Origin of the sequence: Wolbachia endosymbiont (group A) of Sicus ferrugineus (assembly GCF_947251515.1) — a bacterium.
In the GTDB taxonomy this organism is placed as follows: Bacteria; Pseudomonadota; Alphaproteobacteria; order Rickettsiales; family Anaplasmataceae; genus Wolbachia.
The window spans coordinates 774,689-797,811 of record NZ_OX366370.1; the positions used below are offsets into that span (position 1 = coordinate 774,689).

13 protein-coding genes, 3 tRNA genes and 6 pseudogenes are annotated in these 23,123 nt (G+C 34.8%); 11 read left to right on the forward strand and 11 right to left on the reverse strand.

Annotated features, from left to right (window positions below):
• The first annotated feature begins 893 nt into the window (after positions 1–893).
• Positions 894–2,141, forward strand: a complete 1,248-nt coding sequence (locus tag OPR24_RS03995) for an IscS subfamily cysteine desulfurase (RefSeq protein ID WP_265032744.1) — start codon at positions 894–896, stop codon at positions 2,139–2,141.
• 63 nt (positions 2,142–2,204) lie between these two features.
• On the opposite strand, the pseudogene OPR24_RS04000 reads toward OPR24_RS03995, so the two are convergent.
• The 3 genes and pseudogenes from OPR24_RS04000 to lipB form a co-directional block, all read right to left on the reverse strand.
• Positions 2,205–2,450: pseudogene (locus OPR24_RS04000) on the reverse strand (Rpn family recombination-promoting nuclease/putative transposase); the annotation flags it as partial.
• Between the two features lie 247 nt (positions 2,451–2,697).
• Complete coding sequence (locus OPR24_RS04005; protein WP_265032746.1) at positions 2,698–3,675, reverse strand: LD-carboxypeptidase; 978 nt, start codon at positions 3,673–3,675, stop codon at positions 2,698–2,700.
• Complete coding sequence (lipB, locus tag OPR24_RS04010; RefSeq protein ID WP_253309637.1) at positions 3,675–4,292, reverse strand: lipoyl(octanoyl) transferase LipB; 618 nt, start codon at positions 4,290–4,292, stop codon at positions 3,675–3,677. Before lipB ends, OPR24_RS04005 begins: the two co-directional genes overlap by 1 nt.
• Before the next feature lie 159 nt (positions 4,293–4,451).
• Between lipB and OPR24_RS04015 the strand changes: the two are divergent.
• The 4 genes and pseudogenes from OPR24_RS04015 to OPR24_RS04025 all read left to right on the forward strand — a co-directional run.
• Positions 4,452–5,255, forward strand: a pseudogene (locus OPR24_RS04015) (phage portal protein); the annotation flags it as partial.
• Between the two features lie 85 nt (positions 5,256–5,340).
• Positions 5,341–6,352 (forward strand): annotated as a pseudogene (locus tag OPR24_RS04020) (IS630 family transposase).
• A 3-nt stretch (positions 6,353–6,355) separates the two neighbouring features.
• The gene (locus OPR24_RS06525) at positions 6,356–6,439 is read left to right on the forward strand and encodes a DUF2924 domain-containing protein (RefSeq protein WP_406833294.1); all 84 of its coding nucleotides are present in this window, start codon (positions 6,356–6,358) and stop codon (positions 6,437–6,439) included.
• Positions 6,433–8,007 carry a recombinase family protein gene (locus OPR24_RS04025; RefSeq protein ID WP_265032747.1) on the forward strand — a complete coding sequence of 525 codons (1,575 nt, stop codon included), beginning with the start codon at positions 6,433–6,435 and terminating at the stop codon, positions 8,005–8,007. Before OPR24_RS06525 ends, OPR24_RS04025 begins: the two co-directional genes overlap by 7 nt.
• Before the next feature lie 575 nt (positions 8,008–8,582).
• Here OPR24_RS04025 and OPR24_RS04030 read toward each other — a convergent pair.
• Positions 8,583–8,658 (reverse strand) — tRNA-Lys (locus OPR24_RS04030).
• A 287-nt stretch (positions 8,659–8,945) separates the two neighbouring features.
• Positions 8,946–9,957: pseudogene (locus tag OPR24_RS04035) on the reverse strand (IS630 family transposase).
• 254 nt (positions 9,958–10,211) lie between these two features.
• On the opposite strand from OPR24_RS04035, the gene OPR24_RS04040 reads away from it, so the two are divergent.
• From OPR24_RS04040 to OPR24_RS04055, 4 genes and pseudogenes are all read left to right on the forward strand, one after another.
• Positions 10,212–10,287, forward strand: a tRNA-Ala gene (locus OPR24_RS04040).
• A 198-nt stretch (positions 10,288–10,485) separates the two neighbouring features.
• Entirely contained in the window at positions 10,486–10,710 is a 225-nt protein-coding gene (locus OPR24_RS04045) for a hypothetical protein (protein WP_265032748.1), read from the forward strand.
• Positions 10,711–10,754: 44 nt separating this feature from the next.
• Positions 10,755–11,766: pseudogene (locus tag OPR24_RS04050) on the forward strand (IS630 family transposase).
• Positions 11,767–12,150 (forward strand): annotated as a pseudogene (locus tag OPR24_RS04055) (phage portal protein); the annotation flags it as partial.
• Between the two features lie 316 nt (positions 12,151–12,466).
• Here the strand turns inward: OPR24_RS04055 and OPR24_RS04060 are convergent.
• The 4 genes from OPR24_RS04060 to murJ all read right to left on the reverse strand — a co-directional run bounded on the left by OPR24_RS04060 (position 12,467) and on the right by murJ (position 17,494).
• On the reverse strand, positions 12,467–13,132 hold the full coding sequence (locus tag OPR24_RS04060) for a hypothetical protein (RefSeq protein ID WP_265032749.1): 666 nt from the start codon (positions 13,130–13,132) through the stop codon (positions 12,467–12,469).
• 105 nt (positions 13,133–13,237) lie between these two features.
• Positions 13,238–15,790: an AsmA family protein gene (locus OPR24_RS04065; protein ID WP_265032750.1), complete on the reverse strand. Its 2,553-nt coding sequence runs from the start codon at positions 15,788–15,790 to the stop codon at positions 13,238–13,240.
• Positions 15,787–16,005, reverse strand: a complete 219-nt coding sequence (locus OPR24_RS04070) for a hypothetical protein (RefSeq protein ID WP_264732050.1) — start codon at positions 16,003–16,005, stop codon at positions 15,787–15,789. The genes OPR24_RS04065 and OPR24_RS04070 overlap by 4 nt, the downstream gene beginning before the upstream one ends.
• Positions 15,998–17,494: a murein biosynthesis integral membrane protein MurJ gene (murJ, locus tag OPR24_RS04075; RefSeq protein ID WP_265032751.1), complete on the reverse strand. Its 1,497-nt coding sequence runs from the start codon at positions 17,492–17,494 to the stop codon at positions 15,998–16,000. Before murJ ends, OPR24_RS04070 begins: the two co-directional genes overlap by 8 nt.
• A 150-nt stretch (positions 17,495–17,644) precedes the next feature.
• Here murJ and OPR24_RS04080 point away from each other — a divergent pair.
• Both OPR24_RS04080 and OPR24_RS04085 read left to right on the forward strand, forming a co-directional pair.
• A tRNA-His gene (locus OPR24_RS04080) sits at positions 17,645–17,720 on the forward strand.
• A 163-nt stretch (positions 17,721–17,883) separates the two neighbouring features.
• Positions 17,884–18,234: a hypothetical protein gene (locus OPR24_RS04085; protein ID WP_265032752.1), complete on the forward strand. Its 351-nt coding sequence runs from the start codon at positions 17,884–17,886 to the stop codon at positions 18,232–18,234.
• Positions 18,235–18,795: 561 nt separating this feature from the next.
• Here OPR24_RS04085 and OPR24_RS04090 read toward each other — a convergent pair.
• Positions 18,796–20,127: an IS4 family transposase gene (locus OPR24_RS04090; protein ID WP_406833281.1), complete on the reverse strand. Its 1,332-nt coding sequence runs from the start codon at positions 20,125–20,127 to the stop codon at positions 18,796–18,798.
• Positions 20,128–20,588: 461 nt separating this feature from the next.
• On the reverse strand, positions 20,589–23,105 hold the full coding sequence (locus OPR24_RS04095) for a hypothetical protein (RefSeq protein WP_265032754.1): 2,517 nt from the start codon (positions 23,103–23,105) through the stop codon (positions 20,589–20,591).
• Positions 23,106–23,123 lie beyond the last annotated feature (18 nt).

The window sequence follows — 23,123 nt, forward strand, 5'->3', positions numbered from 1 at the left end:
TTTACTCATGAGAACATAATTTTCATGAGAACAAAAACCTATAAGATTTCTCAAATCTAAGGTTAAGATACAAAAAACTTCCTTGACAAACTCCGCCAGCCCCCTTATCATGAAACTGAAGGTATTCAGTTATCTTCATCTGTGCAGATTAAACAGCAAAAAAACAACGTAGTTGGCGTCTTATTTTTAATTTTTTGCACTATGTGCACCTTATGTCTTCACAACATTTCTGGGTTTTTACCTATATAAGCTGAAACGCGCTTATAAGTCGTTTAAGACAGTATAGTACGCCAATTTGCAGGATTAGAGAGTGACAACTAGCTAACACGGGATTTCTTTTGCCTTTTTTTCTGCTTAGTAAATTTCTTAAACATTTGCAGCGTAGGTTAGTTGCAATTAAAAGCAGCTAAATTGCAGTGTTTAAGACTTAAAAAACGCCAAATACTGAAAATAGACAATGACTAGGGCTTCTTTTGCCTTTTTTTTGTTTGGTAAATTTCTTAATGTTTATAGCTGAACGACAACCGTCATCCCTGTAAAGGTCAAGTAATTTGTCATTCCGCTACTTGTTAGCGTGATCTATGCTAAGAGATACCGCGGCGGTATGACGGTTCGCGGTGGCATGACTTAGGACTGCTGTCATTCCAGTCTGGAATCTAGTTCTTATTGTACATTTACTTGGTGTAGAGTTAAGTTTCCTGGATCTAAGTAGTCAAGGTACTGGAATGACATCATAGGGGCGCTGGAATGACACCATCACAGAGTGAACCAGCGTCATACACACAACTCGTCATCCCTTTGGTGAAAATGTTTGTTGATGCAAGATTATACCTTGAAAAAATTAAGTTTTAGTGCTATTAAATAGTTGTAAATTTTGTCTCTGTGGTAGCTTTATGAATGTTGAAAGTAAGAAAATACATGATACTAAAATAAAATTACCAATATTTCTTGATTATCAATCTACTACTAAAGTGGATCCCCGTGTTTTGGAGGTAATGATACCTTATTTTGGTGAGTTCAGTAATGCACACTCTCGCAGCCATTCATTTGGTTGGACTGCTGAAGAAGCAGTGGAAAAAGCAAGGAAACACATCGCTGATCTGGTGAACGCAGATAGCAAAGAAATTATCTTTACCTCAGGTGCAACTGAGTCAAATAATACAGCAATCAAGGGCGTTGCTCACTTTTACAAAAATAAAGGAAATCATATAATAACTGTCTGCACGGAGCATAAGTGTGTTCTGGATTCTTGTCGGCATCTAGAAAATGAAGGCTTTAAAGTTACATATTTGCCTGTTAAGCAAAATGGAATTATAGATTTATTAAAGCTTGAGGAAGCAATTACTGATAAAACAATCCTGGTTTCAGTGATGATGGTAAATAATGAAATCGGAGTAATTCAGCCTGTAAAGGAGATTGGTAAAATATGCAGAAAGCATAATATATTTTTCCATACAGATGCAGCTCAAAGCTTTGGAAAAGTTCCAATTGATGTTAATAAGATGTGCATTGATCTTATGAGTCTCTCTAGCCACAAAATTTATGGACCTATGGGAATAGGCGCATTATATGTCCGTAGAAAGAATCCTCGTGTTAGGCTGATACCATTGATTAGTGGTGGTGGACAAGAAAGAGGTATACGTTCTGGAACAGTTCCAACACCTCTTGCAGTTGGTTTTGGTGAAGCGACACGTATTGCTAAAGAAGAAATGGAAACAGAAGCAAGCAAATTGGAAGGACTGAGAGATATTTTGTACAATAAGATAAAAGAAGCATTTCCTGATATCGTTTTAAATGGTGATTATGAAAATAGAATTCCTGGCAACCTAAACTTGAGCTTTCCCTATGTTGAGGGTGAGTCTCTCATCATGGCAATCAAGGATTTAGCAGTAAGTTCTGGTTCTGCGTGCACGTCTGCGTCTCTTGAGCCTTCCTATGTCATACGGTCGCTAAATAATGGCCACGACCTTGAGCATTCATCAATTAGATTTGGCCTAGGCCGATTTACAACTAAAGAAGAAGTTTTGTACGCAGCAGATCTTGTTGCTAAAAATATTGGCCGACTGAGAGAAATGAGCCCACTTTGGGAGATGGTACAAGAAGGAGTAGATTTGAACACCGTGAAATGGGACTTTCATTAAATATATCCATTCAGCCAGTCCAACTGCAAATGCACTTTGAAATTACTCTGTAACCATTCACACTTAATTCTGCAATTCTTTGATCTCACTCATGGAGAGGCCAGTAAACTTAACAATAGTGTTGATATCAACATTATTAGCCAGCATTGCTTTTGCGACTTCAATTTTCCCTTCCTCTTTACCAATTCTTTTACCTTTTTCAGTAGCAAGATCAAGTCTGTATTCAAGAATGGCTTCTTCTTTGCGTAGATCCATTATTCTTTCTTCGTAAGCTACTAAATCTTTTTCGTTCCAACGAAACTTATCAACATATACATTAACTATAATCTGTATACCGCTACACAGGATATGAATAGGAAGTACTTTTTGATTTTACAATACAGCTTGAGATTCAATTTTTATAATTTTCTTGTTGACTAGCGAGACGGTATCTTTTTTTTCGTTTGGTGAATTTCTTAAACATTTATGGCTAAATGACAATCGTCATCCCGCTACGTGTTAGCGGGATCTAGAGATACCGCGGCAGCATGACGTAGAGCTCGCATTAGCTATAAGATTAGCTAACATTCTGCACATCCATAAAAAACAAACCTTCTTTTTCGTCTTGAACGCTAATAATAGCGTGAGTGTTAAGAGGTAAAGGGTCATTTGTATATCCATGGCCTACCCCTTTCATTGTAAATACAGGAAAGTTAACACTTTTTGCAAACCTTTCTTTTACAACTTCAACAAGATTATCATTATAACAGTTAACGAAATCCCCAAAGATTACTGCATGCACTCCATCAAAAATGTGAGCTTGTTTTAGGTGATCTAAACTGCGCTCTATTGCGTATGGGTAAACTCTTATGTCCTCTAAAAATAGAATTTTACCTTTCGCATTTATTTGCCAAGCGGTTCCTATACTATTTTCAACTAAAGTCATATTACCACCGATGACTTTAGACTCTAATCTGCCATCTTTTAGTCTAATGCCATTGTTTATCATCTTTAGGTTATCAAATCTGATAGAATCCCGCTTGTTAAGAATTAACTCTTTCAATTTTTCAACAGAGCTTTCAGAAACGGAGCTATTTACTATCATTTCCAACATGGTGCCGTGAAGAGTTTGCCAATCATATTTAGCTTGTAGATAGATGTGCAAGGCAGTTATATCGCTATAGCCTATGAGGATTTTTTTGTTTTGAGCAATCCTTTCTTTTTTATCATTGGGTAACTTTTCTAGATAGGGAATTAACCGAGAAGCCCCTTCTCCTCCTCTGATACACCAAATTATTTTACTATCATTAGTTAGTGCACTAACCAAATCATTTGCTCTGAATTCATCAGAGTTGGAATAAAATGGATTGTCATTACTATATATTTTTTCCGAAATATGGGGATTAAAATCTGAAGCTTCTACATATTCTTTTATAGTAGTCAGATCTGATTCTTTTCCCTTGGAAGAAGGAGCAATAATATCAACTCGGTCGATTGCATGAATACCTGTGTTAGCACATAAAGTGAAAATAAAATATAAAAGGTAAATGATCATTAAAATATCTTATAAAACTCTTTTTTTAGTATATCATCCAATTCAGAGAGTGGAACTTTCACTCCTAGTTCTTCCATTGATGTGACGCCATAACCTTGCAGTCCACAAGGAATAATACCCTTATAGTGAGAGAGATCTGGAAAGACGTTAAGCGCTATGCCATGATAAGTTACCCATTTTCTTAAGCGAATACCAAAAGCTGCAATTTTTTTTTCTACTCCATTGTTATTCACCCAAACACCTATTCTATCCTCTTTAAATTCTCCAAGTATATTAAATTGCTTTAAAACATTTATTATCCACTTACTTAGGTCTCTAATATATAGCTTTATGTCGCATTTATTTCTTTTTTTAAGGTTTAACATTAAATATATGATGCGCTGTCCTGGACCATGATATGTGTGTTTACCACCCCTTCCTGTTTTATATATAGGAAATAGTTTTTCAACAATGTCATCATCTGTTGCACTGATTCCTGCAGTATAAAGTGGAGGGTGCTGGAGTAGCCATACCAATTCGTCTGCTGAATTATTGTAAATTTGTTGAATTTTTTCTTCCATAGATTTTACGGCACAGTTATAATCAATAAGCTGATTAGATATTAGCCATTCTGTCATGTTCAATTTCTTTTCTTTTTAGTATAGCAGTGCATTCTTTTCCTGTCATCCAAGTGCCCTCTTTTTGTCATTCCAGTGCGTGACACTGGGATCTATGTCTTAGTTTAACTACAGAATCTAAAACACTTTTAACTTTTAAACATCTTTCATGAGGCACATATGAATTTCAACATTTTTCAAAGAAAGAAAAGCAGTGAATATTCTGCTTTGCAGCTAATGATGGAACCAAGTTGGAGTAAGCGTGATTATGTAAGTTTTGCTGAGGAAGGTTACATAAAAAATGTTATTGCCTTTCGAGCAATTAATATGATTGCAAGTGCTGCATCTTCGGTACCTTTTACTCTCTGCCAGCTTACTGAACAGGGAAAATCGCAACTAAAAGCCCATCCATTACTGAAATTACTTTATTCTCCTAATCCAATGACATCAAAATCGGAATTTATTGAGGGGATTGTAACTTATCGGTTAGTTAACGGCAATTCTTATATATTGATGGTTGAGTCGCAGAACAATAGAAAACCACCAACAGAGCTTTATCTTCTGCGCCCTGATAGGGTTGAAATTGTTCCAGGGAAAAATAACGTTCCTTATATCTATCGTTATACCATAAATAACAACGGTTATGACTTTAAAGTTGATAAACTAACCGGACGTTCAGCAGTGTTGCACCTAAAGACCTTTAACCCTTTGAATGATTGGTATGGATTATCACCAATTGAGGCAGCTGCATACAGTATAGATCAGCATAATCAGGCGGGTGCTTGGAATCAAGCGATGTTGCAAAATGGGGCAAGACCAAGTGGTGCAATAGTTGTGAAATCAGCGAAGGACGGGAGTGGTGGAAGTTTAAGTCAAGAGCAGTACCAACGCTTAAAAGAGCAAATAAATGATCATTATTCAGGTTCTGTCAATGCTGGAAGACCGATATTGCTTGAAGGAGGCTTGGAGTGGAAAGAAATGAGCTAATACCAATTCCCACTATACAAAGAACGGATAGACAATAATGGAAAAAAAGCCATACTAAAGTAAGTGAAGTAGCGAGGTATAAATGGCATTAAGATCAAAATTATTGGATGAAAAAGTAGTAGAATCAGCAAAAGAAATGCTGAAGAAAGTAAGGAACAATGCATATGTTTCAAAAAAACTAAATGCTGTAATTGCGGCAAAAAAGCATAGTATAACGGCTGTAGCAAAAATATATTGAATTTCAAGAAGCGCACTAACTTCGTGGATAAAACTCTTGAAATTTGGCAGAGAAGAAAAACTGTTTGCTCCTCCATCACGCCGTAGAAAAACTAAATTAAATCAGGCTCAACTACAGCAAATTGAAGCATGTATAGAAGAAAATCCTAATATTACCATTAAAGAAATGAGAATAAGAATCCAGGAAAAGTTCGGATTAAATATCAGCAAATCTACAGTACACCGCCATATGCAAAAGATGAAATTTTCATATATTACACCAAGACCAGTACACAACGTACAAGATAAAAGTAAACAAGAGGAATTCAAAAAAAAATCTCAATGAAGTTATTGGCAAGTATCCAGAAAAAGAGCTATTTTTCTTTGATGAATCAAGGTTTGGCACACATTCGAAAGTTGGGCATGGATGGTTTAAAAAAGGCACTAGGACTCGGGTTAAAATAAAATTAGGTAGGCATAATTTTTATCTCTACAGTGCAGTTAATCCTAAAAATGGAGAGAGTTTTAGCTTATTTGCACTAAATGTTAACACTGATTGCATGAATGTATTTCTTGAGCAAATGTCGCAATATCTAGGGACAAGAGAAGCTGTTCTTGTTATGGACTGTGCTAGTTGGCATAAGTCAAAAAATTTAAAGGTAGCTAAAAATATTGAGATTATATACCTACCTCCATATTCACCTGAACTCAATCCTGTTGAGAGGCTTTGGTTATACATAAAACAGAACATTTTGCGCAATAAAATATACGATACAATTGCTCTGCTTTAGGGTGCTTTGTGCAAATTTATTACTTCTCTTGCCAGCTCCACAATTAAACAACTCTGCAATTTCTCCTATTTGACTGACCAACAATGAGAATTGGTATCACTATCTGCAATAGCAACTGAAATTGCAGGAACAAGATGGAATGGATTAGTTTTTTTTGGAGTGAAACAATGTTAAAACAAATTAGATGTGCAGTATATACACGTAAATCGTGTGAAGATAAAGTTGAACAAGAATTTAATAGTCTAGATGCACAGAGGATGTCTGGAGAACATTATATAAAAAGCCGACAACAAGAGGGATGGGTTACAGTGGATAAACGATATGATGATGAAGGATATTCTGGAGGGAATTTAAAGAGGCCAGCACTACAGAAGTTATTTGGAGATATCAAAGCAGGCACAATAGATTGTGTGGTGATTTATAAAATAGATCGCTTATCAAGGTCATTACTTGACTTTGCAGAAATAGTGGATTTATTTGATAAACATAAAGTTACGTTTGTGTCAGTTACACAATCATTCAATACAGCAGACCCTATAGGTAGATTAATGCTAAACATCATACTGAGCTTTGCGCAATATGAAAGGGAGTTAGCAGCGGAAAGAATAAGAGATAAAATAGCATCATCACGTAAGAATGGTTTATGGACAGGAGGTCTGCCACCACTTGGCTTTGATGTAAAAGATAAAAAGCTGGTTGTGAACGAAAAAGAAGCAGAGTTAGTAAAGAATATATTTGAGAGTTTTGTAGAGACAAAGTCTGTGATTAAAACCCTTAGGGAATTAAATGAGGAAGGACATTGTACAAAGAAGTATAAAAAGAAATCTGGCCAAACTTTCGGAGGAGATTCATTTCAAAAGTATTATTTGTATCGCGTTCTGACTAACCCAATCTACAATGGTCGTATAAAATATAAAGAAAATCTATATCCTGGGCAGCATGAAGCAATAATTGATGATGAACTATGGCAAAAAGTGCAAGCTACTTTTAAAAATCCCGAGAGTAGGAAAAGTCCAACAGCAACAAATCATTTATTAAAGGGGATAATAAGTTGTAGCTGCGGAGCATCAATGAAGTCATGTTATACTCAGAAGAAAAGGAGAAATTATTGTTACTACGTCTGTAGAAATCATCAACAGGGAATAGAATGTACATTTAGCCAGCGTCATATTGCAGCAGGTGAGATAGAACAAACAGTAATAAAATATATGCCACAGATACTGAGTAATCCACTTAATTGTGAGAAGAGTATAAGTGAAGAAACGTGGAATAATCTATCCCCGATAGAGCAAGAGAAAATAATTCGTCAGGTAATTAAAAACTTAAAGGTATGTGAAGATGATATTGAATTCTGCATGAACAAAAATGAAGAAACAATTTTCATGCCAGTAAAATTTAAAAAACGTGGAGGAAGAACAATGATAATAGATCCTGAAGGGAAAGATAAGGAAGTAGATAATCCATTACTAAAAGCATTGGTGAGAGCAGATTTGTGGCAGAGGAAACTAAGTAGCGGAAAATTTGCAACTATAAACGAGCTCTGTGCCCATGAGAAGCTTGGATTAGACTATGTAAAACGCATTTTACGTCTAAATTATCTAGCACCGAAGATAAAAGAAGACATATTGAATGGAACACAACCCCGTCACCTAAAATTGATAGACTTCAAAAAAACCAAGATACCGATATTATGGAGTGAGCAGCTGGAGAAATTTTACGGCTCAACAGAAAAAGTTGCTTAGGAGAATTTATACAAAATGCTGCAAAAAGTGCACAGCTGGGCAACAACAGGTTCAAGCTGCTGCTAATATGCAGTAGGTTGGATGAAGTACAGCCAATACCGGTCTAGGGATAGTAGCAAGCCACACAGTCGTTAATTTGGCAGGCTCTGTTGCATAGCTGATTATTATGTGGCTGGATATAGAACGCAGGTCGCAGCTACACTTTTTGAGTGTTCAGCGTCACTATGAGGGGCTCTTCACACCCCTTCAATTAAACAAACAGGAGTAGCTAAAATCTATTTTTTCTTACGTTTAATATTGAAAGAAGCTATAAACTATGTTCATGGAGAAAACAGGTCCTCTTTAGCGTCACGCGAAATTCATTTATTTACTCATTTACTTTTCTCAAAATAGCAAGAAAGTACCTACCTTTTTGAGAAAAATAGTAGAAAATTAACAGATTACGGAAAGAAAACAGGAATTTTGGGGCAAATAATTAGACAAAAAGGCTGTATGTATAGGTGGTTAAAACAGGCTACTGTGGCGGGTTTTATGTTGTGGTAAATTACTATAGAGAGAAGTTCGTAAAACACGACTGGTGATCCCGACGCGATTCGAACGCGTGACCCACTGATTAAAAGTCAGTTGCTCTACCGGCTGAGCTACGGGATCATTTCATTTTTCAGCTATACTAAACATCAATACAGTTTTTATCCGTTTTAATCAAACTAAAATTTTCATGTGTGGTTAAATAAATTATATAATATACTGCGTTAGTGATAATTTAGTTAAAAAATCTATGGATAATTTAAAAAATTTTTAAAGGAAAACTTCTTGTTAATTTTCAGTTCACAGATTTATTTGGATGGTGTGAAGTATAACGCTAAGGAGACAAGAAAAATAGAAAACTGTATATACCCTGCAGAATTTGTGCACTATTATAATGCTTATACCAATTCTCATTGTTGGTCAGTCAAATAGGAGAAATTGCAGAGTTGTTTAATTGTGGAGCTGGCAAGAGAAGTAATAAATTTGCACAAAGCACCCTAAAGCAGAGCAATTGTATCGTATATTTTATTGCGCAAAATGTTCTGTTTTATGTATAACCAAAGCCTCTCAACAGGATTGAGTTCAGGTGAATATGGAGGTAGGTATATAATCTCAATATTTTTAGCTACCTTTAAATTTTTTGACTTATGCCAACTAGCACAGTCCATAACAAGAACAGCTTCTCTTGTCCCTAGATATTGCGACATTTGCTCAAGAAATACATTCATGCAATCAGTGTTAACATTTAGTGCAAATAAGCTAAAACTCTCTCCATTTTTAGGATTAACTGCACTGTAGAGATAAAAATTATGCCTACCTAATTTTATTTTAACCCGAGTCCTAGTGCCTTTTTTAAACCATCCATGCCCAACTTTCGAATGTGTGCCAAACCTTGATTCATCAAAGAAAAATAGCTCTTTTTCTGGATACTTGCCAATAACTTCATTGAGATTTTTTTTTGAATTCCTCTTGTTTACTTTTATCTTGTACGTTGTGTACTGGTCTTGGTGTAATATATGAAAATTTCATCTTTTGCATATGGCGGTGTACTGTAGATTTGCTGATATTTAATCCGAACTTTTCCTGGATTCTTATTCTCATTTCTTTAATGGTAATATTAGGATTTTCTTCTATACATGCTTCAATTTGCTGTAGTTGAGCCTGATTTAATTTAGTTTTTCTACGGCGTGATGGAGGAGCAAACAGTTTTTCTTCTCTGCCAAATTTCAAGAGTTTTATCCACGAAGTTAGTGCGCTTCTTGAAATTCAATATATTTTTGCTACAGCCGTTATACTATGCTTTTTTGCCACAATTACAGCATTTAGTTTTTTTGAAACATATGCATTGTTCCTTACTTTCTTCAGCATTTCTTTTGCTGATTCTACTACTTTTTCATCCAATAATTTTAATCTTAATGCCATTTATACCTCAACTATTTTACTTGCTTCATTATGGCTTTTCTTCCATCATTGTCCATCTGTTTGCCTTGTAATGGGAATTGGTATTAGCAATAGCCTATAGCTAACACGTCACACTGCTGCAGATAGATTCCGCTAACACGTAGCGGAATGACGGTTTTTCAAATTGTCAGTAAATCTAAGTCAGTTTAGCTATAACAGATAAATATTTCTTGCATTTCAGCTTGAGTGATTTATGCTTTAAGCAAGAATTACCTGGGGGTATAGCTCAGCTGGTAGAGCATCTGTTTTGCACGCAGAAGGTCAGCGGTTCGATCCCGCTTGCCTCCACCAGTCTATATTAGCTCTAGCACGCCACAAAACCTGTCAAAACAGCTTATTTTAATCTACTCTCCTAAAAATCCCTATTTCTTTTCATAATTTTTCTCTGTACAAGTAATGTTTGTTATTATAATTCTAATATATATTAATTTAACAATAAATTAATCAATAAATGTTAGAATACTAACAATTAATTTATTGGTAATGCCTATGAGTGGAAAAAAACATGTTTTTAAGATGGTGCCTGGGAAACCTTTTAGTGATACTAACGGTATTCCTATTTTTGAAGGCACTCCAAGATTATTTCCCGGCGATAGAGGGTATAGAAAACATTCTGAATATAAGCTTGCCAAAGTGAATTTTGAAGCACTGGATGATGAAAGTAAAATAGAACTAATACCAATTCCCACTATACAAAGAACGGATAGACAATAATGGGAAAAAAGCCATACTAAAGTAAGTGAAGTAGCGAGGTATAAATGGCATTAAGATCAAAATTATTGGATGAAAAAGTAGTAGAATCAGCAAAAGAAATGCTGAAGAAAGTAAGGAACAATGCATATGTTTCAAAAAAACTAAATGCTGTAATTGCGGCAAAAAAGCATAGTATAACGGCTGTAGCAAAAATATATTGAATTTCAAGAAGCGCACTAACTTCGTGGATAAAACTCTTGAAATTTGGCAGAGAAGAAAAACTGTTTGCTCCTCCATCACGCCGTAGAAAAACTAAATTAAATCAGGCTCAACTACAGCAAATTGAAGCATGTATAGAAGAAAATCCTAATATTACCATTAAAGAAATGAGAATAAGAATCCAGGAAAAGTTCGGATTAAATATCAGCAAATCTACAGTACACCGCCATATGCAAAAGATGAAATTTTCATATATTACACCAAGACCAGTACACAACGTACAAGATAAAAGTAAACAAGAGGAATTCAAAAAAAAATCTCAATGAAGTTATTGGCAAGTATCCAGAAAAAGAGCTATTTTTCTTTGATGAATCAAGGTTTGGCACACATTCGAAAGTTGGGCATGGATGGTTTAAAAAAGGCACTAGGACTCGGGTTAAAATAAAATTAGGTAGGCATAATTTTTATCTCTACAGTGCAGTTAATCCTAAAAATGGAGAGAGTTTTAGCTTATTTGCACTAAATGTTAACACTGATTGCATGAATGTATTTCTTGAGCAAATGTCGCAATATCTAGGGACAAGAGAAGCTGTTCTTGTTATGGACTGTGCTAGTTGGCATAAGTCAAAAAATTTAAAGGTAGCTAAAAATATTGAGATTATATACCTACCTCCATATTCACCTGAACTCAATCCTGTTGAGAGGCTTTGGTTATACATAAAACAGAACATTTTGCGCAATAAAATATACGATACAATTGCTCTGCTTTAGGGTGCTTTGTGCAAATTTATTACTTCTCTTGCCAGCTCCACAATTAAACAACTCTGCAATTTCTCCTATTTGACTGACCAACAATGAGAATTGGTATTATCACCAAGTGATATGGATTTTATTGAGTCCAAACACAGTTCAGCTCGTGATATTGCCCTGGCTTTTGGCGTCCCGCCGCAGTTGCTTGGCATACCAGGTGATAACACTTATAGCAATTTAGTCGAAGCACGCTTATCCCTCTGGGAACAGACGGTTTTACCAACGCTAGAAAATATTATCTGTCATCTGAATTCTTGGCTAACACCAAAATTTGGCGAGGATCTGTGCTTGTCGTACGACAAAGATGCAATAGAAATTCTCATGGAAAAGAGGCAAAAGTTGTGGAAATACGTAGAAAACGCAAGCTTTATGACACTCAATGAAAAAAGGGAAGCATTTGGCTTGCCACCACTGCCAAGTGGTGATGAGTGAGGTTAAGTTTGATCCGTTCAGTTGTGCGGCTAAAAGACAACTTAAAAGAGTTTAAGTTTTTGCTTTGTACTTTGTAAAATATTAAAAAAATCAGCCAAATTACACCATATTTAGTCTATTTTATCCTATAGTTTTGGGTTTACCGAGGGTTCGTCATTCTGCTACATGTTAGCGGAATCTATCCGCGGCGGTATGACGTAGGGTTGCACTAGCTATAGCAACTTTGTCTGCACAACCATTTTCTACCGCACCATTGAACAGATATGCTTGAAGATATCCGTTCAGATGAGTTTATTGTCTCCTAAACCGTACACGCCTAACAAGCTACCGCTAGAGCTTGTGAAAAATTCTCTATTTTTATTCCCTTTAATTTACTGGATAAGTTGTCTACAAACAAATCTGATTTAGTGCAGATCTGCTCTATTTTTTTAGGAGATAAAGAGGAATCTAATTGATTCGCTATACCAGACACTCCATTTAAAACTACTCCAGCACCATATGGTACATATGACACAGTATATATAGCACCTGACGTAAGATCTAGCAAATTCTGAGAAGCAGTGATCATCTTGTATCCTACTGTATTTTTATCTTTTTCTTTAATCTCCTCAAGTATCTTTGATGCACTATAGGGAATATAAGACATACCAGCTATACCATATGAAGCCCCATTTAAGGCGTACGATACAACTACTGTTGTTGCTGATAGTGCTTTGGCTCCATATTTTGCAGTATAAAGCAATGGCTTAAGGGCATAAGAAATAGTTTTACCTTGTGATTCAGATTCAAGCAACGAATTTAGTTCTTCTTGTGTTGCTGTACATTCGAAAAATTCTTCCTCATCGATTTCTGCAAGATCAATCTCTTCAAAACCCTCATCAATATCTACAGGAGTCACTGTTTCTTTTATAGGGCTAACTTCTACATCACTTCCAATAATACTTGGATTATTAGAACTTCTGCCAAAAAGATTCGAAAACATGCTAAACATTTTTTTTACCTACAACTTAACGCTCATATCAATATATTAACCTAATATTAGCCAGGTGTCAAGCACATATGACTCTTATAAACAGATGTTAGTAAATTAACTATTCCTCTTGCCAACCAGAGCGATGAAGATTTGGTCTACATCAAAACTCATCTTAGGACGCCAAATAGGGCCATCCAAATGCATATCGATATAGATTGGATTACTATAGTTTGGTGGTATGAAAAAGAACCTAAATATAGAAGCTAAAGCGAAGTTAGATAAGGTTAAATTAAAAGAGATCGACCCTGATGCTTGATCAATCCCGAATTGTAAACTAGTTGAACATATACCACTCTTAATACTTGCTTTTCCGCTAATATTTTCAAAAAATGTACTGCCATTATATATATCAACATAAGCAAATGTGGAAATTTCAGATTTATTCTTACTGCTTAATAAATTAGTGATAAATGAATTAAAATCTACATTAGTAACTTCTATTCCCTGCACTTGTAAATTTACATCTCCTGATAAGTTACTAGCCCAATCACGAAAACTTTTTCCTTGAGTTTTGATTTCACCATTTAAGCTTACCTGACCATTTACATTGTCAATTCCTATAACCTTACCAATCTTTTTAGTGTCCAAATTTACAATAGAAAATCTTGTATTCATTGAGTCTGATCTTAAATAACCCTGAAAAAACACTTGCCCGTGTTCTAATACGTAACTTGCCTGCCTGATAGTGATAACGTTGTTTCTCATTACCGCATTCAAATTAAAATCTTTCAAAATATTCTGCTCGGTTTTAAATTCTGCAGTATTGATTTGCACATTTGCATCAAAGCCTTCTTTGTCATCCAAAAAATCAAGCTGCTTTGTTGACCATTGAATTTGATCTATCTCATTTCTTGAATTTCTTTTTACCTCTACTAAATTCGGTAATTTAAAGATATTTCCATTAAATTTATTGCCCGTAAGGTTCACATCTAATAAAGGTTTGGCGTATTTTTGATCTACTAATATTTTTGCATTACCGGTAATATCGAAATCTTCTCCAGATAGTTTTATTTTATCTGCAACTAGCTTACCTTTTTCCATTTTCAGCAAAAAATCCAAATTTTTAATTTTCGTATCATTCAATGTAAGGTTATTAACACTGGCCTTTATATTCGCATCATACTGAAAATTTTTCAGCCGTTGCATTTTAGATAAACTGCTAAATAATGAATGATCATATTTATCTGCATCAAGATTATGCATGCTAAATTCACCATCAATCACACTGCGTTTTTTTGTGTGGCTTACTCTAATTGACCCTTGCAAGGATTCCTTATTATTTAGCAGTCTAATGTCTGAGATAGATAATATTCTTGGTGCAAGGTGCAGTTTAGAACTTAGTGTAAATTGATTTTTCTGGTTTTCTTTCATCTTTATAGAAGGAAAAAAACATGAAATGAATGACTCAAAATCATTTCCTTCTACTAACAAATCACCGTCGAATTCAGATAGGGCATTATTATTTGAGATCTCTCCTGATAAGTAGGATATATTATTGATTACAGGGAATTTAAGAAGCGTATTAACTTTTACTTTGCCATCAGTGAATTTTAGTACAGCACGAAAATTGTCCAATATTTTGTTTTGATATTGAATGTTAGAAGCTTCCATATTAAAATTTAAGCTCAAGTTCTTTGGGACAACTGCTCTAAAGCATTCCAGAAGGTCTTTCATATTCGTTGTTCTTTGTGAATCATTTTGTATGGAATCTAAGTCAACTTTGCTGAAGCTAATATTGAGATTAGTGTGATCGCCTTTTCTATCATTTTGTATTGTACCACTGGCTTGCATGCTTTTGGAATCAATTTTCAAGTCAGTTACCGTAAACTCATTTTCATCGAGGTTGATATTAGATGATATCTCAATATTTTCGCTAGGAATAACACAAGAGAGAAAGCTAAGATTAATGATTTTTGCTAAATCACTCACAGAACCGGAACTATTATTAATCGTTAGTGTTAAATTACCCTGGAGTTCTTCTTGATTTCTATTACCTGTAAATAGCAAATTTACAAAATTTGATTCAACACTAATGTATGCATTCTTTTTTGTGATATTAACCTTTCCTGAAAAATCGTAATTATTATCACCTACCTTTACTTTACCAAAGAATTGCCTATTTTTTTTTACAGCAACTTCCTTTATATTAACAATGCTGCTATAATTAGCGAAATCATTCTTAAAACTTACTTGGCTGTCTTTTATTACTATATCGACTGTGTTACCACTGGCTTTTGTATTTATAATATTAATTAAATTTTCTTTATTGCTTTTCATGCCAAACAATGTGATTGACTTTGGTTGCAACGAGAATAAAAGCAACGATAGGAACGATGGCCTTACTTCAATTTTTCTTACACTAATTAAATCTGATAGCTTTTGCTCTTTATTTTTGTTGTATTGTATATATACATTATGAATAGTGAGCTTTGGAGTAATGAGTGAAACTTCAACTTTCCCTCCAATATGCACTTTAGCATCATACTTCTCCTCTAACTCTTTTATGATATATTCCCTGTAGTCACTCCAATCCTTAAAAACTGCGGCAACATGAAGAAGGACTAATACTAAAGAAATTGATAATATGGCGTATAAAGAAAGTTTCATAGTAGACCTCTCATTCCGGCATCTCTTCGTCTTGTCATCCCAGTGCGTGACAATGGGATCCATCTTATTTTCATCATGAGCATTATTTCAGCGTATGCTCCTAGAATCTGTTGTCTATTGCATAATTTGCAAATATTTTTATATCTGGATCCCAGTGTCAAGCACTGGGATGACACCGTTTGCTGTTCCTTTAGCAAAAGATCTAGTTTATACATATTTCAAATTATTCAAATTTCCTCTAAACATTAAATAGAGAATACCAAAATAAACAATAACACTCAAAGCTATTAAAGTCGTTAAATAAACAATACGAGCCAATATTTTATCAAAAAATAATCCTGCCAACAAAGAATTAAAAATATAAAGGGCTATTGACATGACTACCGTTGCTACAAAAATTTTCATGATATTTAACAATAACGCTTGGCTAACCTTATACATTTTATTTATTGTTAAATAACTAATTAATAGAATGGAGTTTATCCAAGTGGAAATGGAAGTAGCGATAGCAATCCCCGTGTGCTGATACTCGTTCATTAACAAAAGGTTTAGCACTACATTAATTCCAAGACACATTAGTGAGAACATAGTTGGTATTTTTAGATTGCCTTTAGCAAAAAACGTGGGTAGCAATACTTTATTTATAATAAATGCAGGTAAAGAAAGAGAAAATGCTATTAACGTGGGAGCAGTTTGCTGCACTGCATAATGATCAAACCGGCCGTAAGAAAAAAGCGTAAGTAAAATTATGTCGGGAATAGTAATAAAGGCAGCAGTTGTTGGCATAATTAACATTAATCCTATGTTGAGAGCCTTGTTCTGTATTTTGACTATATTTTCAGTGTCATTCATTTGTTTTGAAATTAAAGGAAGAAGCACTGTACCGATTGCAGTACCGATTATTCCCTGCGGTAGTTGATTTAGTCTATCGGCATAATATATATAGGACACCGCATTTGGTATAAAACTCGCCATGATTGTGTCAATCCATACACTTATTTGAGTTACACAATTGTTGATAATTGCAGTTATCATACGCTTAAAAAACAACCTTACTTCATTGCTTAATTCAAGGCTAAAAGAAAAAGCTGCCTTTAACTTGTATGCACTAAATAGTATCAAAAGTAGCTGGAAAATTCCTCCTATAAGGACAGCTATAGAAAGGTTGTGCGCTGGAGTTTTTACGTAAGGCACAAACAAACTGATGATTAAACAGAGATTCAAAACGATTGGTGCAATAGCTGTTGAAGCAAAATGCTGCTTTACTTGCAGCATTCCACCAATAAGTGATGCAATTGACACAAAGATTATGTAGGGCATCATAATTCTTGATAAAGTAACAGTAAGGGTAAACTTACTTTGGTCAAATCCAGGAGCAAAAATTTGAATCATATAAGGGGAGAAAGTTTGCATGATAAGACAAAAAATTACTAAGATAATAAACGTAATGGATATTACACTACTTGCAAAATTAAATGCCTTTTTATTATCATATGATTCTGCCGAGTATAACGGTATGAATGAGGTAGTGAACGCTCCTTCTGCAAAAAATGCTCGAAATAGATTGGCAAAGCGAAATGAAGAAAAAAATATGTCTGCAAGAGAGTTTGCACCAATAACCGTAGCAATCAATACATCTCTTATTAACCCTGAGATCCTTGAAATAGCCGTAAAAAAACTAAATGTGAAAATACTTTTAAACATACCACTACTTCATTAGTATCAATACAATTAACTATAATAGTAAAAGTATCAATGAAAATATTTATTGGCTAAACTTAAAACCCTCTACAAAAGGAGAGTTAAATAATCAATTGACTATTTGCGCTCGTATGTTAGATATTTTATATCTTGGCGGGCGTAGCTCAGTTGGTAGAGCGTCAGTTTGTGGTACTGAATGTCGCCAGTTCGATCCTGGTCGCTCGCCCCACTAAAATTTTCTGCTTGACGGAGATATGAACAAATGGTAATATATCAATTAATTAGCGAGAGTATATGGGTGACAACACTAAAGGTTTTTTAATATTGTGCGGTGCAGCATCAGTAACAGGTGCACTTACAGGTTTGGGATTGAGTTTCACAGCTTTGTCACCTTGGTTATAGGCGGAATTGTTGCTGCCGTTCCTGTAATATTATTGGCTGCATGTGATATATGCGAAGGAGAATGCTCCAAGAAAGATCTTTTCGATATAGCCGTTTTATACGTTGCAAGCGCTGCAATTGGAGTTGGCCTTGCTGCAGCCGCAACTGCTATTTTTCCTGGTGCAATGCTTGGAATGGGCTCTGCAGCTTTAGTAGGTGCAACAATAGGAGTAATAGCGCCAATTGCAGGGATATTTGCAATCATAGCTACATCATTTGCTGCTAAAAAAGTGAATGAATATATTATTTCTCCTATAGTTGAGTGTTTTTCTTCGAAAGGGGAGGGGTACGAATCACTTTAAACCAATTAAGTAAGGTTTCTGCTTTCTGTTATTCTAGTGTGCAGCATATAGCTGTACGAACATTTGTTTGCAAAGGCAGTGTGTTAAGTGTTATAGCCGGTTTTGCCTCAAACACAAAGGCAGTGCCTGGACTCTTGCTTCAATGTTAAACAAAATACCATAGAATTCAAAATGCAAAAAAAATGTTCAACATTGTATCAGGAGTCTAGAAATATATGTATCCGTTCAGAGGTGTAGCTTAAGAGACAATAGATAGAAGGTTTTGAAAGGGATTAAGATTCTTTTGTTTCCAAGTCAGGTATAACGAGATTATCGGGAGTGTTAAATAAACCATACGCGTCAAGTTAAGGCCCAATATAGCACCATTTAAAGTGGGTATCTTGTTTGTTACATTTATTTTTTGGGAAATTTTGATCTAAAATAAGATAATTCTTTTAGAAGAGTCTATAAATTACTAGCTTTATTACTTAATATCTAAAATAATCTTTACCACTTTTCTTTTTCCTTATGCTACTTTCCCTTAACTTGACGCGTATGGTTAAATAAACCATACGCGTCAAGTTAAGAAGCAAGGGTAAGAAAATTCAATGAACTTAAGGTGGATACTCTAGTTTTTCTATATCTGTCTTTCACAGAAAATTGTGACCAGTCTGTGGTAAGTTTTTTCAGGAAAATTCTCAAATTATTAATTTTACTGCTTAACGCTAAAAACAACTTCCTAATCCTTCTTTTTAATTCAATGAATGCCTTTGTTAAACTCAGCTCTGTATTATCTTTCAGTTTTATACAACCAACTATTCCATGAAATATAAGAATTGCACACAATTTAGCGTATAGTTCACATAATACTCTGTATGGTTTTCCTTTAAGTTCGTCAAGCCTGATGTGACTCTTATACAATTTAAATAATAATTCAATCTGCCATCTTACCCTGTAAACTGTTAATACTTGTTCAGCGCTGATTTTACTCTCTGGAACGTTAGTTATGAATATCGACCAATCCAGCAATTTTTGATTCTTTTGAGAAGATGTATATCCATGTGATTTTGCTAACTTATTAGCCCTTCTTCTTCTAATTATAGACTGTTCTTCAGTTAATTTTTGACATATAATTCTCACTTTAATTTTTACTTCTTTTCCTAATAGCACTTCCATCTCTAGAAGGGATTGACCTTCTAAACATTCCAACAACTCTATTTTTTGATTTGTTTCTATATCATATATATTGGTATCAGACTTATAACGACTAACAAAATATGCACCTGCTTCATCAATCTGTTTAAAAGAACTAGGCACAAAGTAGCCCAAATCAAATATTAGCAAATCATTGGCTGATAAACCGTTCAGATAATCCCTATAACCTTGATCCGACCTTATTCCTTCCATTAAATTTAACTTATCTAGCGCTTGGTTCAGGTAATCAAAGACTAACTGCAGCTTTATTCCTGATTTGGTATTACTCTCACAATCTCTATAGCTACTGCCATATCCTTTGTACATATCTTCCATGCTACTGGGCAGGCTAATATAGCTACTATCCAATAGCTTAATGCTTCTAAATTGCTTCAAAATTCTGCAATCAACCTGTAAGCTGTGTTTAAATAAAACTAAAGATTCATTATACATTCTTTTCATAAATTCCACTGCTTCTTCAGTAAATCTAAAATCCAAACCCTGTTTTGTAATTTCTATCGAGTCTTCATTTAGCAATTGGCACATTGTTTCTATGCTGCAATCACCAACTCCTATGTTACCAAAAACCATAGCTTTTATGAATGATGAGCCATTAAGTTTTCTCTTTCTTTTTATAAAACCTACTGCAATTGATATTTCGTCTGCTTTTTCATTAAAGAATTCATTGAGGTCTTTTGATAAGCAAGCTATTCTGTCCATTGTAAGTTCTCTCATTCACATATCCAAGAGAACTTATACCTTATTATTTTCCTTCACTCTATCAATTTTACTTACACTTTTCCTTAACTTGACGCGTATGGTTAAATAAACCATACGCGTCAAGTTAAGGGAAGTAGCATAAGGAAAAAGAAAAGTGGTAAAAATTATTTTAGATATTAAGTAATAAAGCTAGTAATTTATAGACTCTTCTAAAAGAATTATCTTATTTTAGATCAAAATTTCCCAAAAAATAAATGTAACAAACAAGATACCCACTTTAAATGGTGCTATATTGGGCCTTAACTTGACGCGTATGGTTTATTTAACACTCCCACTATGGCTATACCTAATTGGGCTTTAACTATATCTCAACTTGATATTTTCTTTCCTGGTAGATTGAAAATTGAGTTGAGTTAAAAATGCGGTTTGACACACTTTTTTGAACATTCCCTAACCTCAATTTACATTAAAATACTTTTATTAATATCTTTTTCTTGTGACTCAGCAATACGTTTAGCCCAATCCAGTGGCCTTTTATTTCTGTTACCTAATGCAATTCTATTGCGATCATAACTATCAGTGTGTTCCGTTAAAGTATCTTTTCTTTCTTCTTCTATTACTCCAATTTTCAGTTGTGCTTCATCTTTCTCTAGTAATTTATATAGATTACTATTTTTATCTACAATTGAATTAGTGTCATTGTTTTCTTGTTCTGCCACTGTTTTTATGTCTGTTGAACTGTCTTTTAACAATCCGGCTGCTAATAAATGTTCTTTGGCTTGTTCGCTCATTTCTTTCTGATCCACTGGTTTTAGTGGGAACTTCTGAGTTTCTTTATCCAACTTACTGGTAAATTCCGTAAGTAGAGTGTCATCTCTTTGTTCAACATTCATTAGGCTCGCTTTTAACTGTCCAGAATTTACTCGAGATTGTTCATGATTAGCATGAGTTGGAGATGAATAGCCCGAATCGTTTGTTTTTATGTCTGTTGAGCTGTCTTTTAGCAACCCGACTTCTCTCAAGCGTTTTTTAGTTTCTTCGCTAATCTGACTCTGATCAGCCGGTTTTAACCCGAGATTTTCTTGACCTAATGTATTTTTAAGTTCTTCAAATGGAGTTAGATTAATATGTTCTTCTAATTTCCTTCCTACCTGTTTTAAATCTGTTTGAGATTTACTATCACCATTAGTTGGAGATATATAGCCTGAATCACTTATACTATTTGGTGTTGAAGCAGAGACACTAACAGTTGGACCTTCTACTGTTTTTACATCTGCTAAATCGTCTTTTTGCAACCCATCTTCTTTATCTTGTGACAGTTTATCAGTAGGATCAACTTGCCTTAATCCTCTATTATCTTGCTGTGATCTATCTCTGATTTCTTTAAGAAGATTTTCAGGTGGAGTTTGGTCACTTTGTTCAATGTTCTCTAAGCTCCTCTTTGGCTGCTCAGGATCTACTTGAGGTTGAGCATGAATTTGAGGTGAATAGCCCGAGTCACTTTTGCTATTGGGTTTTGGAACAGAAAGTGGCTGTTTACTTTCTTCCCACTCAGCATCACTAGCACCACGGTTATCACTGTCATGTTCATGTATATTTGAATAAGGCAAGTAAGGAACTTTGTCCTTTAATGTTTCTAATATAGAAAACGTTGATTCATTTTTCCTGCCTCCTTCCATTGATGCTCCGCTACCATCAACAACACCAGTGTGCCGTAAGCTGTTTCTCTTGAAATTTCTGATGTCTTGTAATAGATCGCCTTTGCTATTTCCTTCTTTTTGCTGGGTTTTAGGTTGTTGCTGATTATTAGGTGTTTGCTCATTTCTATCTGGTTTTTGGCTTCCAGGTACAGCATGTCCAAATGTAGGATTGTCATACCGTTCATCTTTTTGCCTATTATCTTGATTGTGGCTTACAGACTTGGTGAAAGTAGAACTGTCCGAAGGATCAGAAGTTGCACCTTTTTGCTGATTATTAGGTGTTGGATTATTCTGTTTATCTCTTTGCTCACCATCTTGGCTCACAGGCTTGGCAGAGGCATTCCTCCCTTGCTCATTGACAACATTTTCTTTAGATGGAAGTGAACTAGTTCTAAGTGGTGGCAGCGGAGGGGTCTGAGACCCAATTTCTCGATTCATATGAGTAGCTTGGTGTTTTTGAACAGGTTTTTTGACCTCTTGCTCAATATCTCTACTGTTACTTTTTATTGCGATTTCAGATGATTTGTTAAGGACTTGATTGTCTTTTCCGTCATGTTGCACCTCATTCACTTTTCCTTTTTCCCTGAATTTTATTTCATGCAAGAATAAACCACCTATTTTTACGTCTTTGTTTACTTCTAATTGCTTCTTTAATTGCTCCGTAACACTGTTAGGTTCAATAAGGTCTACACCTTCTTTATCAATATTGACTTTAATAGTACACTTTTCCCCATTCACATACCAATTTAGCGTCATTTCATATGAACCATCGGTTACAACATAATGTCTTATTTTTTTCCCTCCTTCCTCGGCAACAAAACCATGCATTCCGCTCTTTCCATCACTGTGCAACGTTGAAAATCCCGAGATTCCATTCTTCTGACAAAAATCACTGTTTAAAAATTCGCTGATTTTGAACTCTTTCTTGTTATCCTCCAGTGTAATACTGGCATGATTACCGTATATTGAAACTTTTTTATCTTTAACATTATCATTAATGTTATTAGCATTAGTAATATATTTATTCAACTCTTCTTTAGCTTTATCTTCAAGCTCTTGTCTAGCTGTCTTGTCGCATTCCTGAAGAATAACTCCACATGCTTTATTTTTGTCTTTATCTTCGTTCCAATCCCAATCGGCGCGTTCTGTTAAAAACTTTACTGTGTTAAAATCAACTCTAGCATTATAAATTGGGTCGTCCTTTTTATCAAATAAAGGAAAAAATTCTTGAATGCGCTCATTATAAATGTGTTCTTGTTTTGTATCGTTAGTGTTCATACACCCCTCACTAATAAC

Bases quoted from the DNA above. Each gene is read 5' to 3' on its own strand.
- OPR24_RS03995 (WP_265032744.1), top strand. From the start codon at position 894: ATGAATGTTGAAAGTAAGAAAATACATGATACTAAAATAAAATTACCA.
- OPR24_RS04005 (WP_265032746.1), bottom strand. From the start codon at position 3,675: ATGATCATTTACCTTTTATATTTTATTTTCACTTTATGTGCTAACACA.
- lipB (WP_253309637.1), bottom strand. From the start codon at position 4,292: ATGACAGAATGGCTAATATCTAATCAGCTTATTGATTATAACTGTGCC.
- OPR24_RS04025 (WP_265032747.1), top strand. From the start codon at position 6,433: ATGTTAAAACAAATTAGATGTGCAGTATATACACGTAAATCGTGTGAA.
- OPR24_RS04045 (WP_265032748.1), top strand. From the start codon at position 10,486: ATGAGTGGAAAAAAACATGTTTTTAAGATGGTGCCTGGGAAACCTTTT.
- OPR24_RS04060 (WP_265032749.1), bottom strand. From the start codon at position 13,132: ATGTTTTCGAATCTTTTTGGCAGAAGTTCTAATAATCCAAGTATTATT.
- OPR24_RS04065 (WP_265032750.1), bottom strand. From the start codon at position 15,790: ATGAAACTTTCTTTATACGCCATATTATCAATTTCTTTAGTATTAGTC.
- OPR24_RS04070 (WP_264732050.1), bottom strand. From the start codon at position 16,005: ATGTATAAACTAGATCTTTTGCTAAAGGAACAGCAAACGGTGTCATCC.
- murJ (WP_265032751.1), bottom strand. From the start codon at position 17,494: ATGTTTAAAAGTATTTTCACATTTAGTTTTTTTACGGCTATTTCAAGG.
- OPR24_RS04090 (WP_406833281.1), bottom strand. From the start codon at position 20,127: ATGGACAGAATAGCTTGCTTATCAAAAGACCTCAATGAATTCTTTAAT.
- OPR24_RS04095 (WP_265032754.1), bottom strand. From the start codon at position 23,105: ATGAACACTAACGATACAAAACAAGAACACATTTATAATGAGCGCATT.